23 protein-coding genes are annotated in these 19,456 nt (G+C 57.1%); 10 read left to right on the forward strand and 13 right to left on the reverse strand.

Translation table 11 applies throughout. From position 1 onward, the window contains the following. Positions 1-87: 87 nt before the first annotated feature. From OXR61_RS05460 to OXR61_RS05480, 5 genes are read right to left on the reverse strand one after another with little or no spacing between them, the layout of a single operon-like run. A complete protein-coding gene (locus OXR61_RS05460) occupies positions 88-858 on the reverse strand; it encodes an amino acid ABC transporter ATP-binding protein (protein ID WP_021508591.1) in 771 nt (256 codons plus the stop codon). Beyond that, positions 855-1,814, reverse strand: coding sequence for an amino acid ABC transporter permease (locus tag OXR61_RS05465; RefSeq protein WP_021508592.1), 960 nt, complete (start codon positions 1,812-1,814; stop codon positions 855-857). The genes OXR61_RS05460 and OXR61_RS05465 overlap by 4 nt, the downstream gene beginning before the upstream one ends. Next, positions 1,811-2,698 carry an ABC transporter substrate-binding protein gene (locus OXR61_RS05470; protein ID WP_021508593.1) on the reverse strand — a complete coding sequence of 296 codons (888 nt, stop codon included), beginning with the start codon at positions 2,696-2,698 and terminating at the stop codon, positions 1,811-1,813. Before OXR61_RS05470 ends, OXR61_RS05465 begins: the two co-directional genes overlap by 4 nt. 22 nt (positions 2,699-2,720) lie before the next feature. Then, positions 2,721-3,515, reverse strand: a complete 795-nt coding sequence (locus OXR61_RS05475; RefSeq protein ID WP_021508594.1) for a deaminated glutathione amidase — start codon at positions 3,513-3,515, stop codon at positions 2,721-2,723. A gap of 2 nt (positions 3,516-3,517) precedes the next feature. Then, positions 3,518-4,477: a nitrate ABC transporter substrate-binding protein gene (locus OXR61_RS05480; RefSeq protein WP_021508595.1), complete on the reverse strand. Its 960-nt coding sequence runs from the start codon at positions 4,475-4,477 to the stop codon at positions 3,518-3,520. Between the two features lie 136 nt (positions 4,478-4,613). Here OXR61_RS05480 and OXR61_RS05485 point away from each other — a divergent pair, with 136 nt between their 5' ends. Further along, positions 4,614-5,969 (forward strand): aminotransferase class I/II-fold pyridoxal phosphate-dependent enzyme, encoded by a 1,356-nt coding sequence (locus OXR61_RS05485; RefSeq protein ID WP_021508596.1) that lies wholly within the window; start codon positions 4,614-4,616, stop codon positions 5,967-5,969. Here the strand turns inward: OXR61_RS05485 and OXR61_RS05490 are convergent. From OXR61_RS05490 to pagP, 3 genes are all read right to left on the reverse strand, one after another. Next, positions 5,953-6,378, reverse strand: a complete 426-nt coding sequence (locus OXR61_RS05490) for a GNAT family N-acetyltransferase (RefSeq protein WP_021508597.1) — start codon at positions 6,376-6,378, stop codon at positions 5,953-5,955. The genes OXR61_RS05485 and OXR61_RS05490 overlap by 17 nt on opposite strands. A 358-nt stretch (positions 6,379-6,736) precedes the next feature. After that, a complete protein-coding gene (cspE, locus tag OXR61_RS05495; protein WP_010615627.1) occupies positions 6,737-6,946 on the reverse strand; it encodes a transcription antiterminator/RNA stability regulator CspE in 210 nt (69 codons plus the stop codon). A 150-nt stretch (positions 6,947-7,096) separates the two neighbouring features. Further along, positions 7,097-7,630, reverse strand: coding sequence for a lipid IV(A) palmitoyltransferase PagP (pagP, locus tag OXR61_RS05500; protein ID WP_168714970.1), 534 nt, complete (start codon positions 7,628-7,630; stop codon positions 7,097-7,099). A 437-nt stretch (positions 7,631-8,067) separates the two neighbouring features. Between pagP and OXR61_RS05505 the strand changes: the two genes are divergently transcribed. From OXR61_RS05505 to OXR61_RS05515, 3 genes are all read left to right on the forward strand, one after another. Next, entirely contained in the window at positions 8,068-8,253 is a 186-nt protein-coding gene (locus tag OXR61_RS05505; RefSeq protein ID WP_267411070.1) for a hypothetical protein, read from the forward strand. 374 nt (positions 8,254-8,627) lie between these two features. Beyond that, entirely contained in the window at positions 8,628-8,873 is a 246-nt protein-coding gene (locus OXR61_RS05510) for a hypothetical protein (protein WP_021508600.1), read from the forward strand. 101 nt (positions 8,874-8,974) lie between these two features. Then, a complete protein-coding gene (locus OXR61_RS05515) occupies positions 8,975-10,057 on the forward strand; it encodes a malate/lactate/ureidoglycolate dehydrogenase (protein ID WP_021508601.1) in 1,083 nt (360 codons plus the stop codon). A gap of 33 nt (positions 10,058-10,090) precedes the next feature. Here the strand turns inward: OXR61_RS05515 and gntT are convergent, their stop codons facing one another. Then, positions 10,091-11,407, reverse strand: a complete 1,317-nt coding sequence (gntT, locus tag OXR61_RS05520) for a gluconate transporter (protein WP_021508602.1) — start codon at positions 11,405-11,407, stop codon at positions 10,091-10,093. 277 nt (positions 11,408-11,684) lie between these two features. Here gntT and OXR61_RS05525 point away from each other — a divergent pair, with 277 nt between their 5' ends. Next, positions 11,685-12,830 (forward strand): iron-containing alcohol dehydrogenase, encoded by a 1,146-nt coding sequence (locus OXR61_RS05525; protein ID WP_031279889.1) that lies wholly within the window; start codon positions 11,685-11,687, stop codon positions 12,828-12,830. A 34-nt stretch (positions 12,831-12,864) separates the two neighbouring features. On the opposite strand, the gene OXR61_RS05530 is transcribed toward OXR61_RS05525, so the two are convergent. From OXR61_RS05530 to OXR61_RS05540, 3 genes are all read right to left on the reverse strand, one after another. Further along, positions 12,865-13,692, reverse strand: coding sequence for a Cof-type HAD-IIB family hydrolase (locus OXR61_RS05530; protein WP_021508604.1), 828 nt, complete (start codon positions 13,690-13,692; stop codon positions 12,865-12,867). 109 nt (positions 13,693-13,801) lie between these two features. Further along, complete coding sequence (locus OXR61_RS05535) at positions 13,802-14,263, reverse strand: RcnB family protein (RefSeq protein ID WP_021508605.1); 462 nt, start codon at positions 14,261-14,263, stop codon at positions 13,802-13,804. 779 nt (positions 14,264-15,042) lie between these two features. Next, a complete protein-coding gene (locus tag OXR61_RS05540; RefSeq protein WP_010615634.1) occupies positions 15,043-15,282 on the reverse strand; it encodes a DUF1272 domain-containing protein in 240 nt (79 codons plus the stop codon). A 192-nt stretch (positions 15,283-15,474) separates the two neighbouring features. On the opposite strand from OXR61_RS05540, the gene OXR61_RS05545 reads away from it, so the two are divergent. The 5 genes from OXR61_RS05545 (at position 15,475) to OXR61_RS05565 (ending at position 19,081) form a co-directional block, all read left to right on the forward strand. After that, the gene (locus OXR61_RS05545; protein WP_021508606.1) at positions 15,475-16,578 is read left to right on the forward strand and encodes an AI-2E family transporter; all 1,104 of its coding nucleotides are present in this window, start codon (positions 15,475-15,477) and stop codon (positions 16,576-16,578) included. A gap of 275 nt (positions 16,579-16,853) precedes the next feature. Further along, on the forward strand, positions 16,854-18,014 hold the full coding sequence (locus OXR61_RS05550) for a diguanylate phosphodiesterase (RefSeq protein ID WP_031279890.1): 1,161 nt from the start codon (positions 16,854-16,856) through the stop codon (positions 18,012-18,014). A gap of 66 nt (positions 18,015-18,080) precedes the next feature. Then, positions 18,081-18,362 (forward strand): hypothetical protein, encoded by a 282-nt coding sequence (locus tag OXR61_RS05555; protein ID WP_021508608.1) that lies wholly within the window; start codon positions 18,081-18,083, stop codon positions 18,360-18,362. 180 nt (positions 18,363-18,542) lie between these two features. After that, complete coding sequence (locus OXR61_RS05560; protein ID WP_021508609.1) at positions 18,543-18,803, forward strand: hypothetical protein; 261 nt, start codon at positions 18,543-18,545, stop codon at positions 18,801-18,803. An 80-nt stretch (positions 18,804-18,883) separates the two neighbouring features. Further along, positions 18,884-19,081 carry a hypothetical protein gene (locus OXR61_RS05565; RefSeq protein WP_021508610.1) on the forward strand — a complete coding sequence of 66 codons (198 nt, stop codon included), beginning with the start codon at positions 18,884-18,886 and terminating at the stop codon, positions 19,079-19,081. Between the two features lie 31 nt (positions 19,082-19,112). On the opposite strand, the gene OXR61_RS05570 is transcribed toward OXR61_RS05565, so the two are convergent. Beyond that, positions 19,113-19,379, reverse strand: coding sequence for a biofilm development regulator YmgB/AriR family protein (locus tag OXR61_RS05570; RefSeq protein ID WP_021508611.1), 267 nt, complete (start codon positions 19,377-19,379; stop codon positions 19,113-19,115). Positions 19,380-19,456: the final 77 nt, after the last annotated feature.

Here is a 19,456-nt window from a genome sequence, read left to right on the forward strand (position 1 = left end):
CAACCTTCGCGAAAAACGGACAGCACTATTAACGCGCAGTTATTCACCACGCTCAACTGCAATCTGTAACAGAGTGAGATCTCACGGTCAGATAAAGCGGCTGAGAAACGCCTGGGTACGCGGATGCTGCGGATTGCCAATCACCTGCTCTGGCGGTCCCTGTTCCACCACCACGCCACCATCCATGAACACCACGCGATCGGCAGCTTCACGCGCAAAGCCAATCTCATGCGTCACCACAATCATGGTCAGGCCGCGATTGGCTAACGTTCGCATGGTAGCCAGCACTTCCCCCACCAGTTCCGGATCCAGCGCTGAGGTCGGTTCATCGAACAGCATCAGCAGCGGTTTGATCGCCAGCGCACGGGCAATCGCCACGCGCTGCTGTTGTCCCCCCGACAGATGTCGCGGCCAGGCGTCGGCTTTATCGCTCAATCCGACCGTTGCCAGCAGCTCACGCGCGTGTTGCAGCACCTCATCGCGTGGGAACTTGTGCACGCCAATCGGCGCTTCCATGATGTTTTGCAGTACCGTCATATGGGGATAGAGATTGAACTGCTGAAACACCATGCCGATTTTCTGCCGCTGATGGGCAATTTTCCGCGCCGACAGGCGATGCAGCAGGCCGCGCTTTAGCGCATAACCAATCTGCTCGTCACCCACCATAATCGAGCCGGCATTCATCTCTTCCAGATGATTAATGCAGCGCAGAAAGGTCGACTTGCCTGAGCCCGAAGGCCCGAGAATCACCACCACTTCGCCCGGAAACACATCAAGGTCGATGCCTTTCAGCACCGCGTTATCACCGAAGCTCTTTTGCACATTACGCGCGCGCACCAGCGGCTGAATCGCGCTCATACGTCCTCCTTTAAACGCGGGGCCGCAGCCAGCGCCGTGTCACTGCTGGCGCGTCGTTTGTTCACCACCACGGTACGTTTGCTGCCGCGCGCGTAGTAGCGCTCAATGGCTGACTGGCCGACGTTGAGGATCGAGGTAATCAGCAGATACCAGATCACCGCCACCATCAGCATCGGAATGATTTCAAAAGTACGGTTGTAAACGGCCTGCACCGAATAGAGCAGATCGCCCATCGCGATGACGCTCACCAGCGACGTGGCTTTGATCATGCTAATCAGCTGGTTGCCGGTCGGGGGAATAATGGCACGCATCGCCTGTGGAATGATGATACGCCGCAGCGCGCGGCTGCGGCTCATGCCAAACGCCTGAGTGGTTTCAACCTGACCGTGATCGACCGACAGCAGGCCGGCACGGATTATCTCCGCCATATAGGCGGCCTCGTTGAGCGCCAGACCGGCGATGGCGGCGGTCAGCGGCGTGATCAGATCGTTAGTATTCCAGCTGGCAAAGGTGATGTCCGTCCACGGCACGGTGATCGAAAGCGTGGGAAACAGTGTCGACAGGTTGTACCAGAATATCAGCTGCACCAGCAGCGGCGTACCGCGAAAGAACCAGATGTAGAGCGCCGACACGCCGCTCAGCAGTTTATTCTCTGACAGCCGCCAGACCGCCAGCAGCAGCCCCAGCAGGGTGCCCAGCACCATCGACACCACCGTCAGACCGAGCGTCACCTGCAGCCCTTTTAGCACCGAGCCTTCGGTAAACCACTGCAGCACCACGTGCCACTCAAAATTGGGATTGGTCGCCACCAGCCACAGACCATTCGCTGCCAGCGTCAGGACCACGATCCAGCTAACCCAGCGTCCATACGCGGGCGCGCTACGGGCAAAAGCGACGTCGCGCTGCGGCACGTCAGCCTGATCCGTGGGGCGCGCGTTGGGGCCGACGGCACTCATTTTGCCGTCTCCTGCGCCAGGTTACGTCCCGGCTGCGGCAGCATGTTGCCGTCCAGCTGCCACTTTTTCATGATGACCGCGTAGGTGCCGTTGGCAAACAGTTCTTTGTAGGCATCCAGCACCACCTCACCCAGCGGCGAGCCTTTGGGAACGACCGTGCCCTGAAAGATATCGCCAAAGCCGTTTTTCTGCCCCTGACCAGACAGTTCAAGCTGCCCCTGCGCCTGCTCAATGAAATAGGTCAGCGGCGCCTGCGAGGAGAAGAAGGCATCCGAACGCTTCGAGCGCACCGCCAGTATCGACGAAGGCTGATCGGTAAAGGACTGCACTACGACTGCAGGTTTGCCCGCGGCCTCACAGGCGGCTGACTGTTTGCGGATCACCTGCTCCGCCGAACCGGCCGCCATTACCGCGATGCGCTTGCCGCAGGTATCTGCCAGACCGTTGATGTGCGCCGGATTGCCCTTCTGCACGCCAAACACCACGAACTCCTGCACGTAGTCGATGAAGTCCACCTTCTGCTGGCGATCCGGATAATCACCTATCGGCCCGATGGCCATCTGATAGCGTCCGGAATTAATGCCGGCCAGTACGCCGGACAGACCGCTCACCGTCGCGTGTTCAATTTTCACGCCCAGCAGCTGACCGAGCGCCACGGTAAGATCGGCCGAGGCTCCATCCATTGAGTGCGGCCCGTTAACGATCTCATACGGCGGAAAGGAGCCGTTGTTTACCGAGATCATTTTGCCAGCCTGCTTGATCTGCGCCGGCAGTCGATCGTGCAGCGCCTGATCCATTTTTTGCGTCGGAATGGCGTCCGCAGCCTGGGCGACGCTCGCCGTCAGGCCGCTCGCCAGCGCGATGGCGGTTAAAAGCATTTTCATCAGTCAGTTTCCCCCAGGCAGGTCAAAGTGATTGCAATTCCGGACGGGCAAAGCGGCGATTTTCCAGTACCGGCAGCACGCTGCGGGCGTAGGCGATGCGGGCCGGATCCAGTTCGGCAAACACCAGTGCAGCGCACTCTGGTGCCTTAGCAATCACCACGCCAAGCGGATCGATCACCAGACTGTTACCAATGTTGCGCGGCCCGCACTCGCCTACCGCCACCATGTAGCAGGTGTTTTCCAGCGCACGCGCACTGGTCAGCAGTTCCCAGTGCATCTCCTTTAACGGTCCTTTTACCCAGGCGGAAGGCAGCACCAGCACGTCGGCACCGTCCAGCACCAGCCGGCGCGCCAGTTCGGGAAAACGCACGTCGTAGCAGGTCATCAGCCCGACTTTCATGCCGGCCACCTCAACCAGTGGCGGCACGGCATCACCCGGATTGACCCGCTGCGACTCCTGCATGGCGAAGGCATCGTACAGATGCAGCTTGACGTACTGCGCGATGATTTCGCCATTACGCAGAGCAATCAGCACGTTGTGCGCTTTGTTATCCTGCGCCGGCACGTGCACGCTCATCATGGTGGTCAGCGCGTTACCTTTGCTGGTTTCCAGCAGCTGACTGACAAACGGCCCGTCCAGCGGCTGTGCGGCTTTTAACACCAGATCGGGATCGGCGATATCGCGCGCCAGCACGCCTTCCGGCAGCACCAGCAGATCGGTGCCCGCCGCCAGCGCATCCTGCATCAGACCGCGACAAATGGCGGTGTTCTCCTGCCATTCGCGGCTAACGGCGAATTGCCCCATGGCTACTTTCATCTTCACTCCCCTCTGGCCGCCGCCGGGAAAATCTCCTCCGGCGAGAGCAACGTTGTGGTTAAGCCCTGCTGAAACAGCTCACGGGCGAAGTCGGCAATCATCCTTTTGTTAGCGGTAAATCCGTTTTGATTCCAGTCGGCAGGCAATTCCTGCGCGGTGCGTCGCAAATCATCCAGCAGCCACGGCGTGGTATCCGCGTACTTCTCGCGTTTGCGCATCCACAGCTGATACGCGCGATCGATCACCTCGCTCAGCGCCTGCGGCAGCCACGGATGCGCCGCCGCCAGCGCCGGCTTCAGCGCCAGCAGATGAATACCGGGCACATAGCCGACGCGGTTGAAGTAGTCGCGCTCAGCACTGACGAAATCCGCCTGCAGCTGGCGCAGACCGGAATCTTTCAGGAAAAAACCCTCAGGCATAAACGGCGTGAACACCGCATCCAGCTCGCCGGCTTTCAACAGTTCAATCAGCGGACGCTCGTCCGGCGCCGGTTCGATGCGGCCCGGGCGACCAAATCCCGCCAGCCGGTCAACAATCGGATGATCAGCGGTCAGGCGTCCGGCAAACCAGAAGGCGTCGTTGATATCGACGCCCGCTTCACGCAGCACGGTGCGCGTCCAGGTATTACCGGAGTCCTGCCAGCCGGTAACGCCGATTCTTTTGCCTTTCAGCTGGGCTGGCGTGGTGAGCGGGCTGGCGGTGGTGGTGATGATGCAGCGCTGGCGAAAGCCACGCATCAGAAAGTGCGGCAGGCCGAGCAGTGAATTGTCGCCGCGCGCCCGTGCCTGCGCATAGCGGCTGAACGACACCTCACCGCCTTCGTAGTGTTCACTGCTGGCCAGGTTATCTACCAGCGTGCCTACGCGGTCAATGATCAGCCTGAAGCCCTGTGGCTGAATATCGCCCAGCGCCAGCGGCGTGAAGTAATCCCAGTCGCGCACCGCCAGTCTGATAGTGATCATCGTTGTGCTTCTCCGTTTGTTCAGCCGCCACGCTGGCGCTGTGCATTTTTTCTGCAAATTGTGCTTGAATTTGAGTCTAAAACGCGAATACTAATCTGAACAATCATTTCTTTGTTACTGAACAAAGCTTTTTCTTATGACGCAAATTGTGGATGCAGAGTGGCTCAGCCAGCAGATTAACGACGCCTCGGTCAAAGGCATTACCCTCGCCGCGTCAACATTGATTCGCGACGGACAGATTGCCGTGGGCATGCAGATGCCGGCGGTGCGCGATTTGGCGGAACGGCTGGGCGTGAGTCCGGCCACGGTATCCGCGGCCTGGGCGCAGCTGAAAAAGCAGAAAGTGCTGGCGGGTAAAGGGCGAAGCGGAATCTGGGTGTGCGGCAACAGTGTGATGCCGCGACCGGTCCGCTTTGAGAAAATTGGCAACTATGGTGAAAACGTCAAAGCCGCGCTGGCGATGGCTGCGCCCGATCCGGCACTGCTGCCGGACCTGCGCCCGGCGATGCTGGCCGGGCTGGCGTCACCGCAGCTGAATAGCTATCAGCGTGAGGCGATTTCGCCACAGCTGCAGGCGGCCATTGCGCCGCGCTGGCCCTGTCCGGCGGAGGCGTGGCTGGCGACCGATGGCGGCTTCGATGCCATGAACCTGATAGTGCAGACGCTGCTGTCACCCGGCGATCGGGTAGTGATTGAAGATCCGACCGCGACGCGTCTGCTGGATATGCTCGACAACATCGGTGCCGAGATCCTGCCGCTGCCCGGTGATGAGCAGGGACCGCTGCCCGCGGTGCTGGCGACACACTTACAGAAAGCGCCAGCGATGTTCATTTATCAGCCACGCACCCACTCGGCGACCGGCTACAGCGTCAGCCAGCAGCGCAGCGAAGCGCTGGCGCAGGTGCTGGCGCAGAGTGCCACCCTGATTGTCGAGGATGATGGCATCGGCGATTTGTCGCGCTGGCCGGTATGGAGTCTCGGCCGCCACTATCCGCAGCGCACGCTGCACGTGCACTCCTTTTCCAAAGCCTACGGCCCGGATCTGCGGCTGGCGGTGGTATCCGGCACGGCAGAACTGGTGAAACGGCTGCAATCGTGGCGTAACTTCGGGGTCAGCTGGACCAGCCGTATTTTGCAGGATGCGGTGGCCTGGATGCTGAGCGATGCGCCCACCCAGCAGCGCATACAGCAGGCTAAAGCCACGTATGCCGCGCGCCGTCAGCAGTTGCTGGCCGCACTGGCGCGGCGCGGGCTGGTACAGGAAGATCGCGACGGCCTGAGCGTGATGCTGCCGGTGGCGTCAGAGCAGTATGCCATGATCACCCTCGCCGCCCGGGGCATCACCGTGCTGCCAGGCGAACGCTGCAGCATCAACAGCGGACAGTTCATTCGCGTCAGCATTGCGCGGCTGCCGGCCGATCAGCTCGACAGCATCGCCGATGCGTTAGTGATTGCCTGCGGACGCGAGCTTAGTATCAGCCCAGATCTTTGATGTGATAGCGTGGCGATTCAACGTAGCCTTCTCGCGCATAAAACTGGTTGGCTTTCAGTCGCGAGGCGTGACAATGCACTTCCATGCGGTCGCAGCCGCGGGCGCGCGCCAGTTGCTCGGCGTGGTTCAGCAGTTGCTGGCCGCTGCCTTTACTGCGCTCGCCCTCGGCGATACAGAAATAGCTGATGCGCGCGAAATCGCCCGCTAATGCCAGCTGCGGAATGAAGTGCAGCGAAAGAAATCCCAGCACCTGGTTACCGTGTTCCGCCACCAGCAGCGTCTCGTCGGGATGGGCGCACAATTGCGCCAGCCGATCGCTGATAAATTTTTCCGTGCCGCGATAACCCAGCTCGGTTAACAGTGCACTCAGGGCAAAGCTGTCTTTGGCCTGTGCTTCACGTATGTTCATCCTGCCTCCTCCGTTCCCTGACTGCTGTTATATAGCGTTGCCGCTAAAAAATCTGCAAGTAAGCTTTGTTATGAGTATGTTACGGGAATTATCTGTGAGCGACGCCGCAGAATGTGCCTTGTCATGCCGCTGTCATGCTGGCTTAAGGCTGGCTTAATCTTGCTTTGCCATGCTGGCATAAATGAAGTTGCGAGGCATGGCACATGAAGAATCTGGTACCGCACTGTTTAAATGAATGGCTGGCGCTGTCGCTCAGTACGCTGGTGATTGTCGCCTGGGCCATTAGCTGGTGGCAGGGCTGAAAAAAGCACAAAAAAAACCCGCCATCAGGCGGGTTTTTAAAATTCTGACTGTTAACTTACAGAGCGGTAACGTTAGCAGCAGATGGGCCTTTAGCGCCGTCGGTGATTTCAAACTCTACACGCTGACCTTCAGCCAGAGTTTTGAAGCCGTTGCTCTGGATAGCAGAGAAGTGTACGAATACATCTTTGCTGCCATCTTCTGGAGTAATGAAACCGAATCCTTTGGACTCATTAAACCACTTAACGTTACCTTTGATCTTGGACATCTATATTACCTTTACATGAAAAATGGACACTAAACTGTGTCGGCATCTAGTACAGCAATTGCAGTGACATTTGTCCAGCGCGAATTGATGAAAAAGTGATAAATATTGATTTTTTCCATGCCCTTCACACTTTCTGCGCATCTTCAGCGATTAAAACTGAAATCTTAACCAGGCAAAATAGACGTTGCCGTTGTTATAAGTGCCTGGAATGTAAGTCATTTGGAAGGTTGCCGGGCCATACCCTATCGAAGCCAGCGGCAATACCAGCGGAACCGGGATATATCGCCAGTTATCTCTGGCCGTCACACCCGCGGTGTAACCGGCGCCCAGATGGAAATTCTGATCGTTCAGCGGTCGCCAGGTCGCTTCCCAGCCGTAGCCGGCGATGGGCTCCCACTTGTTAAACGAGTCTTTGAACGCCATGGCATACAGGCCGTGCCAGTTGCCCTTTTCATCCCAGCGCGAAACGCCACCGCCCGCGCCCCACGGCCGCTCGTTGTACTTTTTGATGTGTTCATCATCGTAAGTAAAGCGGTTGTGCCAGGTGATAGCCGGGACGTAAAGATCGTAATTTTGCGGTTGTGTCCAGGTTTGCGCCACGTTATCGGAGAAGGTATTCCAGCCCGATTTAATCGCTTCGCCTGTGGTTGCCGCTGGTGTCGAAAAAGAGACCGATGAAGTCAAAATACAGCCGCAAAAAGCTGCAGAAATACGCCAGTTCACAACAATGCTTCCTGTTAAATCATCCTGTATCCGGCAGGCACCGCGTAGCGCCACATCGCGCCGCACCGTGCTGCCGTGGGTTAATGGCTGATGCCACGAGCGTGTACAGCGCGCGCGCCACAGTGGCGCCAGTCGCACCCGGCTCTGCTGGCAATCAGCTGGTTAATTTTACCTCACTGCGCGAACGGAGTCGAAACGGCAAATAAACAAAACGCAGAGGGTAAAAGGTGCAGAAAATGCACTGCTCAGTTGATTATTACTTAGGGTGATTACTTAATATTCAGCAACTTATCCATAGAAATTGATTTCATGAATAAATTAATAAAATTTATCAATTGAACTCACCCGATGATTGAGATAAATCTCATCACTCCAGGACGGAGAGAGGAGGAACTGAGATGACAATTCGTTGCAGCCGCTGCGGTTGCGCCAAATTTTTTTATACAGTACCCGGCAAGGAAAAGGTCGACGATCCCGATCATCACGGCGCCTGTTGCGCCGCGTGCGGCAAGCCGATCAGCCTGCGCGATGTGATCCCGCTGTCATCCCTGCCCTCGTCTTCTGCCGCCCGTCACGTTGAATAATGTTTTCAGGCACCCACCGGGTGCCTGAACGCGTCAGAAAATCAGTTTAAACACACCAGTAATCGTCAGTAACCCGACAATAAAGATGATGGCAATAATCCACAGTATTATTTTCATTGTTCGCTCCTTCAGGATGAAAAATAACGCATCGTGCATTCAGTATAGATGATTATTCCGGCTTCGCTGGGCGCTGCGAGCGCGATCCCAGTCACTTGCCTCAGAGACTGTTACCTGCTCTTTTTTTCTGCGAGCCCGGTCGCAGCTTATCGCTTAAGTTGCTATCCCGCCGCACGCGTAGCGCGCTGATTGTCTAAAATTACAGCGCCTGTAGCAGGCCTCAATTGTTCGCTATGTCTACGTAACAAGGAGATGATATGAGCACGATTAATACCAGCATGGGTCGTTACAGCCTCAAGGCAAAGGATCATGGCAGTCACATTCGTGGCAGCATTGCGATTAATGACGAAGGCGGTACGCAGCTCACCCTGCAAGAGTTTGATGAGCATTATCTTGACGATGTCGTCAACAACGTTATTTATCCAATCACGGGTGGGAACCGTGAAATTGCACGCGCACTGCGTGAACAGATGGTTAAAGCCGGCTTCGAACAGCCGCACTGAGTTTGTTGGGCCACGTGTTGTGGCCCTTTATCAGCCCTTACTTGCGGTTATTATCCATTTCAGCGCAGGATGCTCTCTCCCCCCATAAGGAGATTAACCGCGTGACTGAACTGCATCGTGTTTCCCCTTCCCGCTTACATCAGTTTGTTCAGGCTATCTGGCTGCATGCCGGTAGCAGTGCCGAAGAAGCGCGCCTGGTGGCTGACCATCTTGTTGCTGCTAACCTCGCGGGCCATGACTCCCACGGCGTCGGTATGATACCGAGCTATATGGCCTCGCTGACGCAGGGCTTTCTCCAGCTCAATCAGCACGTCAGCATCGAAAAAGACGCTGGCGCGGTCCTCACCCTTAATGGCCAGAAAGGCTTTGGTCAGGTGGCCGCGTACGAGGCCATGCAGCACGGCATTGAGCGGGCGAACAGGTTTGGACTCGCGGCGGTCGGCCTGCATCATTCGCATCACATTGGCCGTATCGGTCACTGGGCGGAGCAGTGTGCCGCAGCGGGCTTTGTCTCCTTTCACTTCGTTAATGTGATGGGCGATCCGATGGTGGCGCCGTTTAACGGCAGCGATCGCCGCTTCGGCACCAATCCGTTCTGCGCGGTGTTTCCGCGTCGCGACGGCGAACCGCTGCTGCTGGACTTTGCCACCAGCGGCATCGCCTATGGTAAAACGCGGGTGGCGTATAACAAAGGTCAGCCGGTCGCGCCGGGCTATTTGCTTGATGCGCAGGGCCAGCCGACCACCGATCCGGGCGTGATGCATCAGTCGCCGTATGGCGCGCTGACCGCCTTCGGCCTGCACAAAGGCTATGCGCTGGCGACGATGTGCGAAATCCTTGGCGGCGCGCTGTCCGGCGGTCGCACTACGCATGACGCCACGCTGCTTTCCGGCACCGACGCCATCTTCAACGGCATGACTACCATAATCCTGAACCCTGACGCGTTTGACGCACCGGCGATGCAGCAGGAAGCCGAAGAGTTTCTCGCGTGGGTCAGGCGTTCACCGCAAAGTGGTGAGGCGGAGATTCTGGTGCCGGGCGAATGGGAAACGCGCAACCGTACAGCACGTGAAAGCGAGGGCATTCCGCTGGACAGCAACAGCTGGCAGCAGATTTGCGCAGCGGCACGCCAGGCTGGCATGCCGGAGGACGAACTGGCGGCCTTCCGCGCCTTAGCGCAGTAAGCCGCCGGGGCTGAGGCACAGTGCCTCAGCCGGTTACAGCGCAGCGGACAGCAGCAAACAGCCCAGCAGACCGCACACCGAGATGATGGTTTCCAGCGCCGACCACGAGCGAATAGTTTCACCGATGGTCAGGTTGAAGTACTCCTTGAACAGCCAGAAGCCCGGATCGTTAACGTGCGAGAAGATGACACTGCCGGAACCGACGGCAATGACCATCAGCTCCGGGCTGGCGCCGCTGGTGGCAATCAGCGGTGCTACAATGCCGCCGGCGGTAATCGCCGCGACGGTGGCAGATCCCAGCGCAATACGCAGCACTGCCGCAATTGACCACGCCATAAAGATTGGCGAGACGTTGGTTTCATGCATCATGCCGGCGATGTATTTGTCCACGCCACTGTCCACCAGCACCTGTTTGAAGGCGCCACCGCCGCCGATGATCAACAGCATCATGGCAATGATTTTGATCGAGTCAGTGATGGTGCCCATCACCTCATCCATGCTGCGGCCACGGTTAAGGCCAAAGGTGAAGATGGCAATCAGCACCGCAATCAGCGTCGCCATGATCGGATCGCCAAAAAATTCCGCGTACGGCAGCAGCACATGGCCTTTCGGCAGCAGCATTTCTGCCACGGCACGCAGCGCCATCAGGATCACCGGCACCAGCGCCGTCCACACGCTAACGCCAAAACCCGGCATCTCCGCTTCGCTGAAAGTTTTCGGGTTCCACAGCCCTTCCGGAATCGGCTTATCAATGCCTTTCAGAAAACGCGCATACACCGGCCCGGCCAGAATCACCGTCGGAATACCCAGCAGCGTACCGTACAGCAGGGTTTTACCCATGTCGGCATTAAATAACGTGGCGATCGCGGTCGGGCCCGGATGCGGTGGCAGAAAGCCGTGCGTGACGGATAAGGCGGCCGCCATTGGCACGCCGACATACAGCAGCGGCACGCGTGCCGACGCAGCAATGCTGAACACCAGCGGCAGCATCAGCACGAACCCGACTTCATAAAACAGCGCGAAGCCCACGGTGAAGCCGGTCAGCACCAGCGCCCACTGAATGTGCTTCTGGCCGAATTTTTCGATCAGCGTGGTGGCGATACGCTGCGCACCGCCGCAGTCGGCCAGCAGTTTCCCCAGCATCGCGCCAAAGCCCATGATCAGCGCCAGGCTGCCCAGGGTACCGCCGACGCCGGTTTTGATCGATCCAATCACTTTATTGACCGGCATGCCCTGCATCATGCCCACCGCCAGTGCCACCAGAATCAGCGCGATGAAGCCGTTAAGTTTGAAGCGAATCATCAGCAGCAGCAGTAACGCCACGCCAATTGCCACATAGAGTAATGGCATAATTTTTCTCCACTTTTGCGCTCGGCGTATTACCGGCAGCGGTTTGTTGTAATGGGACAAAGGGGTTATCAGTGCCAGATGTTTCAGAATGCGACATCCTGTTACCGGTATCATGTTAAGGGTAACATTGCCGGGAAAGCACCTGGTGCAGCGGGTGAATTTCTGTTTTGCGAAGGTGATCAACTTTTTGTCGGAGGGTTATCAGAATGTTTGCCCCGGCAGCGGCGCGGCTTTTGGTTACACTAGCTGTTTTATGCCAACCGATAAGGATCTGCAGGTGAGTGAGAATCTGATTGAGCTGTACAGTAATCAACAAACCCTGTTTGGCCGTGGCAGCATCGACCGCCTGGTCCCGCTGCTGGCGGCGAATCCGCAGCCCACGCTGCTGTTCTGCGGCCGCTCATTTCTCAATAGTCCGGCGTGGGCACGTCTGGGCGCGACGCTGAACGATCACATTCTGGGCTATGAAATAGTCAGCCATGAAGCCTCGCCAGACGAGATCGATGGCTGGGTGACGCGCTGGCGTGGCCACGTCGATCGCGTTGTTGCCATCGGCGGCGGCAGCGTGCTGGATGCGGCCAAAGCCTTTGGCGCCATGATGCAGCATCCGCTGAATATCGCGCGCTACCTCGAGAAAGTGGGCGATACGCCGGTACAGGCGGTCACGCTGCCGCTGATCGCCATTCCTACCACCGCCGGCACCGGCAGCGAGGTCACGCAGAATGCGGTGGTGACCGATCAGCAGCACATTAAGGTGAAGGCCTCGCTGCGCCATCCGGTGTTTGTGCCGCAGGTGGCGATTCTCGATCCCGATCTGCTCAAAGGAGCGCCGGATCGCGTACTGGCTACCTGCGCCATTGATGCCTTTACCCACCTGTTCGAGGCTTATCTGTCACGCAAGGGCAACCTGTTCAGTCAGCAAAACGCGCTCAACGGCCTGCAACTGTTCATGCAGGCGTGGCCGTACCTCAATCAGGACGACAGCCGCGGCGATGCGGCACGTGAAGCGATGATGATGGCATCATGGCTCGGCGGCGTCAGCCTGAGCAGCGCCGGTTTGGGGGTGATCCACGGTATTGCCGGCGAGCTGGGGGCGATTAAACCGTTCCATCACGGCGAAGTCTGCGGTCGTCTGCTGTTCCCGTTCCTGGATGTACTGGCGGAGAGCGCGCACCCCGAACAGCAGCGGCTGATGGCGGCGCTGGCTGAACGCCTGCTGCCCGATGAAACGGCGCCGCCGGCGCTGGCGCTGAAAGCCTGGCTGCAGCAGCAGGCTATCGTGCCGTTCTGGCTGGAAGGACCAACCCTCGCTGCGGAAGAGGTCGACTGGATTGTGGCGCGCGCCAACAGCAAAAACGGCTGGGTCAATTATGATCCCGCCACGCTCACGGAGATGATTACCGCCGCGTGGCGCGTCGCCTGAGCCTTTCGGGCAGCGCAGGCTGCCCGTTGCTTATTCAGCCAGCAAACGGCCCTTCCCCCGCCAGCATCTGCTCAATCACCTGCAGCACGCCTTCCTGGTTATTGGACGGTGCGCCGTAGCGCGCAGCGTCTTTGACCCGCTGCGGCGCATTCTGCATGGCAAAGCTGAAGCGCGACTGCACCAGCATCTCCAGATCGTTGCCGCCGTCGCCAAACGCCAGCACCTCATCGCTGCTGATGTCCCAGCGCTGCTGCAGCAGGCGCAGACCGTTGGCTTTGTGCAAGCCGGGCACAATCAAATCCACCGAGCCGTGCCCGCTGGAAGTCGCCGCCGCCGCACCCTGATGCAGACGCTCAATATCAGCCATCAGAATATCGACATAATCATCGGACAGATTCAGCGCAAACTTGAACAGCCGGTCATCGCCCACGTCAGCGAGGCTATCGATCGCCTTGAGGCGATGGCAGTAGTGACGCATTTTGACCAGCCACTGCTCATCCATGGTGTTGAAGTGATAAGCGCTGTTGCGGCCGCAGAGGATGTATTTCAGGTTGGGATAGTTACCGCGCTGCAGGGTATCGAGCACGGCATTAACGTCCTCGCGCGAGAACGCGCCGCAGAACAGCTCCTCATCCCTATCGAGGATCCACGCGCCATTTTCGGCGACAAAGGCGATCTCACTGGCGATGTCGGGAAAGAAGGATTTGAGCTGGTAATACTGATTACCGCTGGCGACCACAAATTTGATGCCGCGCCGCGTCATCTCCTGATAGCAGGCCTGAAAACGTGCCCGGTTGTACTGTTTTTTATCGTCGAGAAAGGTGCCGTCCATATCCACCGCCACCATTTTTACCATGGTCATCATGACTCCTTAACGCGTTGAAAGGAAAAACGGGTTGTCCAGAGAATAACCTGGTGAGCGGTGAAAGCGGAGAGAAACACGGATGACCGTCGCCATCCGTGCGGCAGGATTAGTTAAATGCGTTATTCAGCAAAATGGCGGTGATAATGCCGGTCGCGGCCGCCACTAACACATAATTTCCGTCGATAAAGGCCCAGTGCTCGCCGCGCGGCGGCTCATACAGACCGCGTGCGCGCCAGTCGTCGACGCGATAGTGTGGACCACGGAACTCCGGCGGTGCCGGATAACCACGGCGAAAATCATGACCGCGCCAGGCAAAGCGATCGCCGCCGCGATGTCCCTCCGGCATACGATGATCGGCATAGTGATCGTGACGATCCGGGCCCGGTCCACGGTCGTGGCCAAAATCACGACGGTCATGATGATCGGGACCCGGGCCGCGATCCTGATGGCGGTCGCCGCCGTGCGGGTCCCAGCGAGGGTCACCGGGACCGTCGGCCCAGGAGACACTGGAAAACAGTGTGCTGCATGCAATAAATGACGCAATAATCGTAAGTGTTGTTTTTTTCATGGTGTTACCTCCAGGGATAACGGCAGTCTGCACGCCGTTGAGGCTTACTATTGCCTAAACAAAGCTAAAACAGCATTTCCAAAAGTCTTAAAAATCGCAGACTTACAATACATTACGCCAGGTTAGCGCTTTCTTAACGATTGTGGAGAATTTATGGTGGCGTGGCACGATAAGGCTGGCAGGGAAATAAGCTGTTAATTCAGCGGGAATAAAGAAAACCCGATCGCGGGGATCGGGCGGACAATGCTATTTCCATAAAAAGCATAAAGCGGGGAAACCCTGCTAAAAAGAGGGTAAAACTGAAGCACACAACGCCACATCACTAGCATTGCCCGGAAAGAATAACATTCATCAGAGCAAAATACTTTCAGAAAACTTCTATTTTCAGAAAAAACCGTAAAAATGTTCATGACAGCGAAAATAACCACTAAAGGTAAATAACGTGAAAGGAAATAAGGTCCGTGCTCTGACCAGCTGTCGCCAGGAAATATAGTCAGCCCGTATAAAACATCACCACAAAATCATAATAAATTGAATTTAAAAGATAAAAATCAATCCATACTATTTTTTAGTTATGCCGCTATTTAAGCCGACCGGCAAACTATCTGGCCGGCACATTTCATTGATAACGAGAGCCCTATTGCTGTCCTGGCAATTAATCGATGTGCGTGATTAATATAACGCTAATTTTTCACTGCGCTGAAGCGTAAGGTTAAATAACCAGCAAGCGGGCGCACAATAATTATGCGCCGGCTGTTAATCCAATTGCACTGGCGAATTTAGCGGGGTGGCGCAGAAACAGGATATCGCTGAGTTGCAGCCGGATGGCGCAGCAGCGCCTGCGCCGGACGTATCGGCCGCCGTACCAGTTCACCCGCACAGTTCGGGCAACGCTGCGCCAGCACGCCTTCCGCACAGTCAACGCAAAACGTGCACTCAAACGAGCAGATGCGCGCATCAGGCGAGGCCGGCGGCAGATCTTTATCGCAGCATTCACAGTTAGGACGTAATTCCAGCATGGCACTCTCCTGTCAGGGTTCAGGGCTATCATCGCCGCCGCCGCCCTGGCGCGCCAGCCTGTGAGCGGACATCGAGCGGACAGATCGGGACAGCTTTTCATCCTGCACGCCTTGCCTTGCGCGCTAAAAACATTACATTCCGCAAAAGCCGTTCTATAGTTCATTCGCTACGTTTATCTGCGAGGCTTTTGCATGCGTGTTAAAGGGTTAAATATCGGTTTCTTTATAGTGATTCTGGCGATTGTCACGATCGCCTTTTTTGATGTGCTGGCGCCCTATTTCTCCGCCATTTTGTGGGCGGCGATTCTGGCGGTGATCTTTGCGCCACTGAAATCACTGCTGCGGCGTAAAATGGGCGACCGCAACGGGCTGGCCTCTTTTGTGACCTTACTGATTATCTGCCTGATCGTGTTCACGCCGCTGGCGATCATCACCTCGTCGCTGGTGGTCGAGATCAATACGGTGTACACCAAGCTGCAAACCAATTCCGCGCAGTTCCCGGCGGTGTTTGCCTCGCTGCTGCAGCATCTGCCGGAGTGGGCACAAACCTGGCTGGCGGATCACGATCTGAACAATGCCGCACAGATTCAGCAAAAACTCTCCGGCTTTGCGCTGAAGGGCGGACAATATATGGCGGGCAGCGTATTCCTGATCGGTAAAGGGACCTTCACCTTCACCGTGGGCTTTGGCGTGATGCTTTATCTGCTGTTTTTCCTGTTGAAAGACGGCGCCTGGCTGGTCGGGCTGATTCTCGAAGCGCTGCCGCTCTCCACCTATGTTAAGCACCATCTGCTGATGAAATTTGCCGCCGTATCGCGCGCGACGGTCAAGGGCACGGTGGTGGTGGCCGTAGTTCAGGGGGTGCTGGGTGGCTTTGCCTTCTGGATCACCGACATCGACGGAAGCCTGCTGTGGGGCGCGCTGATGGCGTTCCTGTCGCTGATCCCGGCAGTCGGCTCGGCTATCGTCTGGGTGCCAGCGGCCATCTTCTTCTTCGCCACCGGTGCGCTTTGGAAAGGCCTGTTCCTGGTGGGCTTTTTCGTTATCGTGGTCGGGCTGGTGGACAATATCCTGCGTCCGCTGCTGGTCGGCAAAGATACCAAAATGCCGGATTACCTGATCCTGATTGCCACGCTGGGCGGCATGGAAGTGTACGGCATCAACGGCTTCGTGATTGGTCCCTTGATCGCTGCACTGTTCATCGCCTGCTGGAATCTGCTCTCCGGCCGCGACAACCGGGAAAACGTCGAAGAGATCGACGAAGAGTTTATCGAAGAGGGTAAAACCCGCGAGTAGCAGCGGTATAACAGCTAAAGACCTGCTGACGGGCCACTATCGCTCACTGGCAGGCTCATCCGAAGCGGCGCGTTAAAGCGCCGCTTGTCTTTTCAGCGCGGCCGCCAGGCTGTCACGCGCGCAACGCTGTCAGCACCTTTTCCGACCTTTGACTCGTGCCTTCACCCTTTTACCGGGCTCAAACAGCCGCTGGGCAGCGCTCAGCCCGGACGTTTCACAATTTAACCCATGCTGCTAAGGTGTCAGAGGACAATCGCGACAATCTGGAGCGTATAATGCTTACAACAATAATTTATCGCAGCCACATCTCTGAAGATGTTCCCGTCAATATCCTGCCGGAGATGGTGGCAAAAGCGAGTCTGCTCAATGCTGAGCATCATGTTACCGGCATCCTGCTGTTTAACGGCACGCACTTTTTTCAAATCCTGGAAGGACCAGAGAACGGCGTTCTGGCAATCTACGCCCGCATCTGTGCCGACCGGCGTCATCACAATGTGGTCGAGCTGATGCGCGACTACTCGCCTTCGCGGCGTTTCGGTAATGCCGGCATGGAGCTGTTCGATTTGCGTAATCACCACAGCGGCAGTGTGCTGCAGGCGGTGCTTGATCGCGGCACGTCGAAATATCAGCTGACCTATGACGATCGCGGGCTACAGTTCCTCAGAACCTTTGTCGAAGCGCGTGAAAAAGAGAACTACTTTGAAGTGCCGCCAGCTGATTACTGGGAGTTCATCCCCGCGGAAGGGCAATCTCCCGCGCCGGCCAGTGGCGTCACTTTCCGCCCTGTGGTTGATCCCCTTGGCCGTGAAGTGACGGCCATTGAGGCAATTCCGCACGCGCAACCCGCCGGACTCGGGGAACATGAGCGTTACACTCATGACCTCAACGTGGTGACAGACGCACTGCATAAAGCCGGCCAGGCCTGTCCCGATGGCATGACGCTGTATATCAGTATCCTGCCGATGACGCTGGTTTGTCTTCCCAATGCGGTAAGTCAGCTGGTCAGCGCCATCGCGCAGGCGGAGCTGGTGCCGCAGCAAATCATTCTTGGCGTGAGCGAAACGGAAGTCATCTCCCGGCTCGAAGACTTTTCCACGGCGGTCAGACAGCTGAAAGAGGCAGGCATCAGCCTTTCAATTGATAACTTCGGCGACGGCTCGGCCGGTCTCTCTTTACTGGCGCACGTCCAGCCTGACCGGGTACGTATCGGCGCAAATATTGTACGTGATATTCATCGTAGCGGCCCGAAGCAGGCGGTGATGCAGGCGGTCATCCGCTGTTGTTCGGCGCTGGAAATCAACGTCATTGCGGCCGGCATTGAGCGTCCCGAAGAGTGGATGTGGCTGGAGGCGGCCGGGATCATCGATTTCCAGGGCAGCCTGTTTACGCCTGAGGGCGGCGCCGTGGCATGGCCTGAGAGCCGCGAGGCGATCTGAAAGCGGTTAAGCCTGACGACGCAGAACCTCTGAAGAGATAAAACGTCAGGCTCACAGGAGAAGACAATGCTGAGCGATGCCCGACTGCAGTTTATATCCAGCCATCCGGAGGAGAACGAACCGGAGGCGGTCTCCATGGCGCGCGAGTTACTTCGGTACCGCAGTGCGCTGGCGCAGCCATGGGCTGTGGTGGAGGGGCTGGGTGTGAAGTACGTGGAGGACGGTAACGGGGCGATGATCTGGCCGGCGCGTTACTGCGAACGCGGCGACACCTTACTTTATCGTCTGGATCAGGCGGCTTCAGAGGTCAGCGGGCGCGCTGAAGCCGCGGAACCCGTCAGAAAGTAGCGCCGTGATGGCCAGCGCGAATGCAAATACCATTCTCTTTGCAACGCTGGCAACTCAATATGCTGATCATTGCGCCGATAACCCGCGTCCGGCATCTTTTAGCGGAGTTTGATGTGCTCAATGTGTCCGGGTGAGATTCCTGTGGTAAGCTCATTGCCCTAACCGCAGCCGGACAGACTGATGAAAAACAATTTTGACGATAAAATGGCGGATATCATCATCGGAGAAGCCGTAACGGCGTTACTCGATGATAACGTCGCCATAAGCTGGGCGGCCCTTAACGACAGGCTGCAGGCAATGCTTGACCGCGAAACAGACAGTGACCGCATTCGTGCTGTGCTGCGTGTCATTGAGGACGTCAGACGGGAAATGGAGATGAGCGCGGTGAAGAAAGAGGCGTTCACTGCCGGGCATTTTTCTTTTTCCGGCAAGCTGCACTGATCGCTGCCTGACAATCTGCCGCGCCTGACGCTGTGGTTTCTGCTATACTGTATGCTTATCCACCAACGGATGGAGGTCATTTGAGCGATGACACTACCGCCGAAGATATCTACGCCGTTATTGGAACGGTTGTGGCGCGCCTTCTTAAGCCGGACCAGCACCTGACACTTCAGGACATTACCCATGCACTGCATCATCTTGGCGAAACGGCAAGCGAAGATGAACTGCGGCAGGCCTGTTTAAACGCCATCAGTATGCTTGTGAAGCAGATGCACTAAGCTAAATGCACTGCTCCGGCTTACTACCCTTTCAGAACCCTTCATCATCCGGCGTTCTGCCGACCACGATTTCAAGCACGTTGCGCAGTACATCCAGTTTGACAATATCGGTGGTCATCTCAAGCTCTGAGATGAGATACAGGATGATGGTTTTGCTCGTCACTTTTTGGCCATGGATGACGATGTCGCGAATCACGGCATCCAGTGCCGCGGCTTCGGCTGCATAGCGCTCACCGCCGCTGCGAAAATGGTGAATAAGGGCCGCTTCCGCGCTGAATGGGTGTTCGTTGGTTTGCATGTGTCGTTATCCATAAACCGGGCGCTGCTGACAGCCCGGTGTTCGCCAAAAAAATCGGCCATCCTGAGATGGCCATG

Origin of the sequence: Pantoea sp. GM_Pan_4, assembly GCF_026541005.1 — a bacterium.
GTDB lineage: Bacteria > Pseudomonadota > Gammaproteobacteria > Enterobacterales > Enterobacteriaceae > Pantoea > Pantoea dispersa.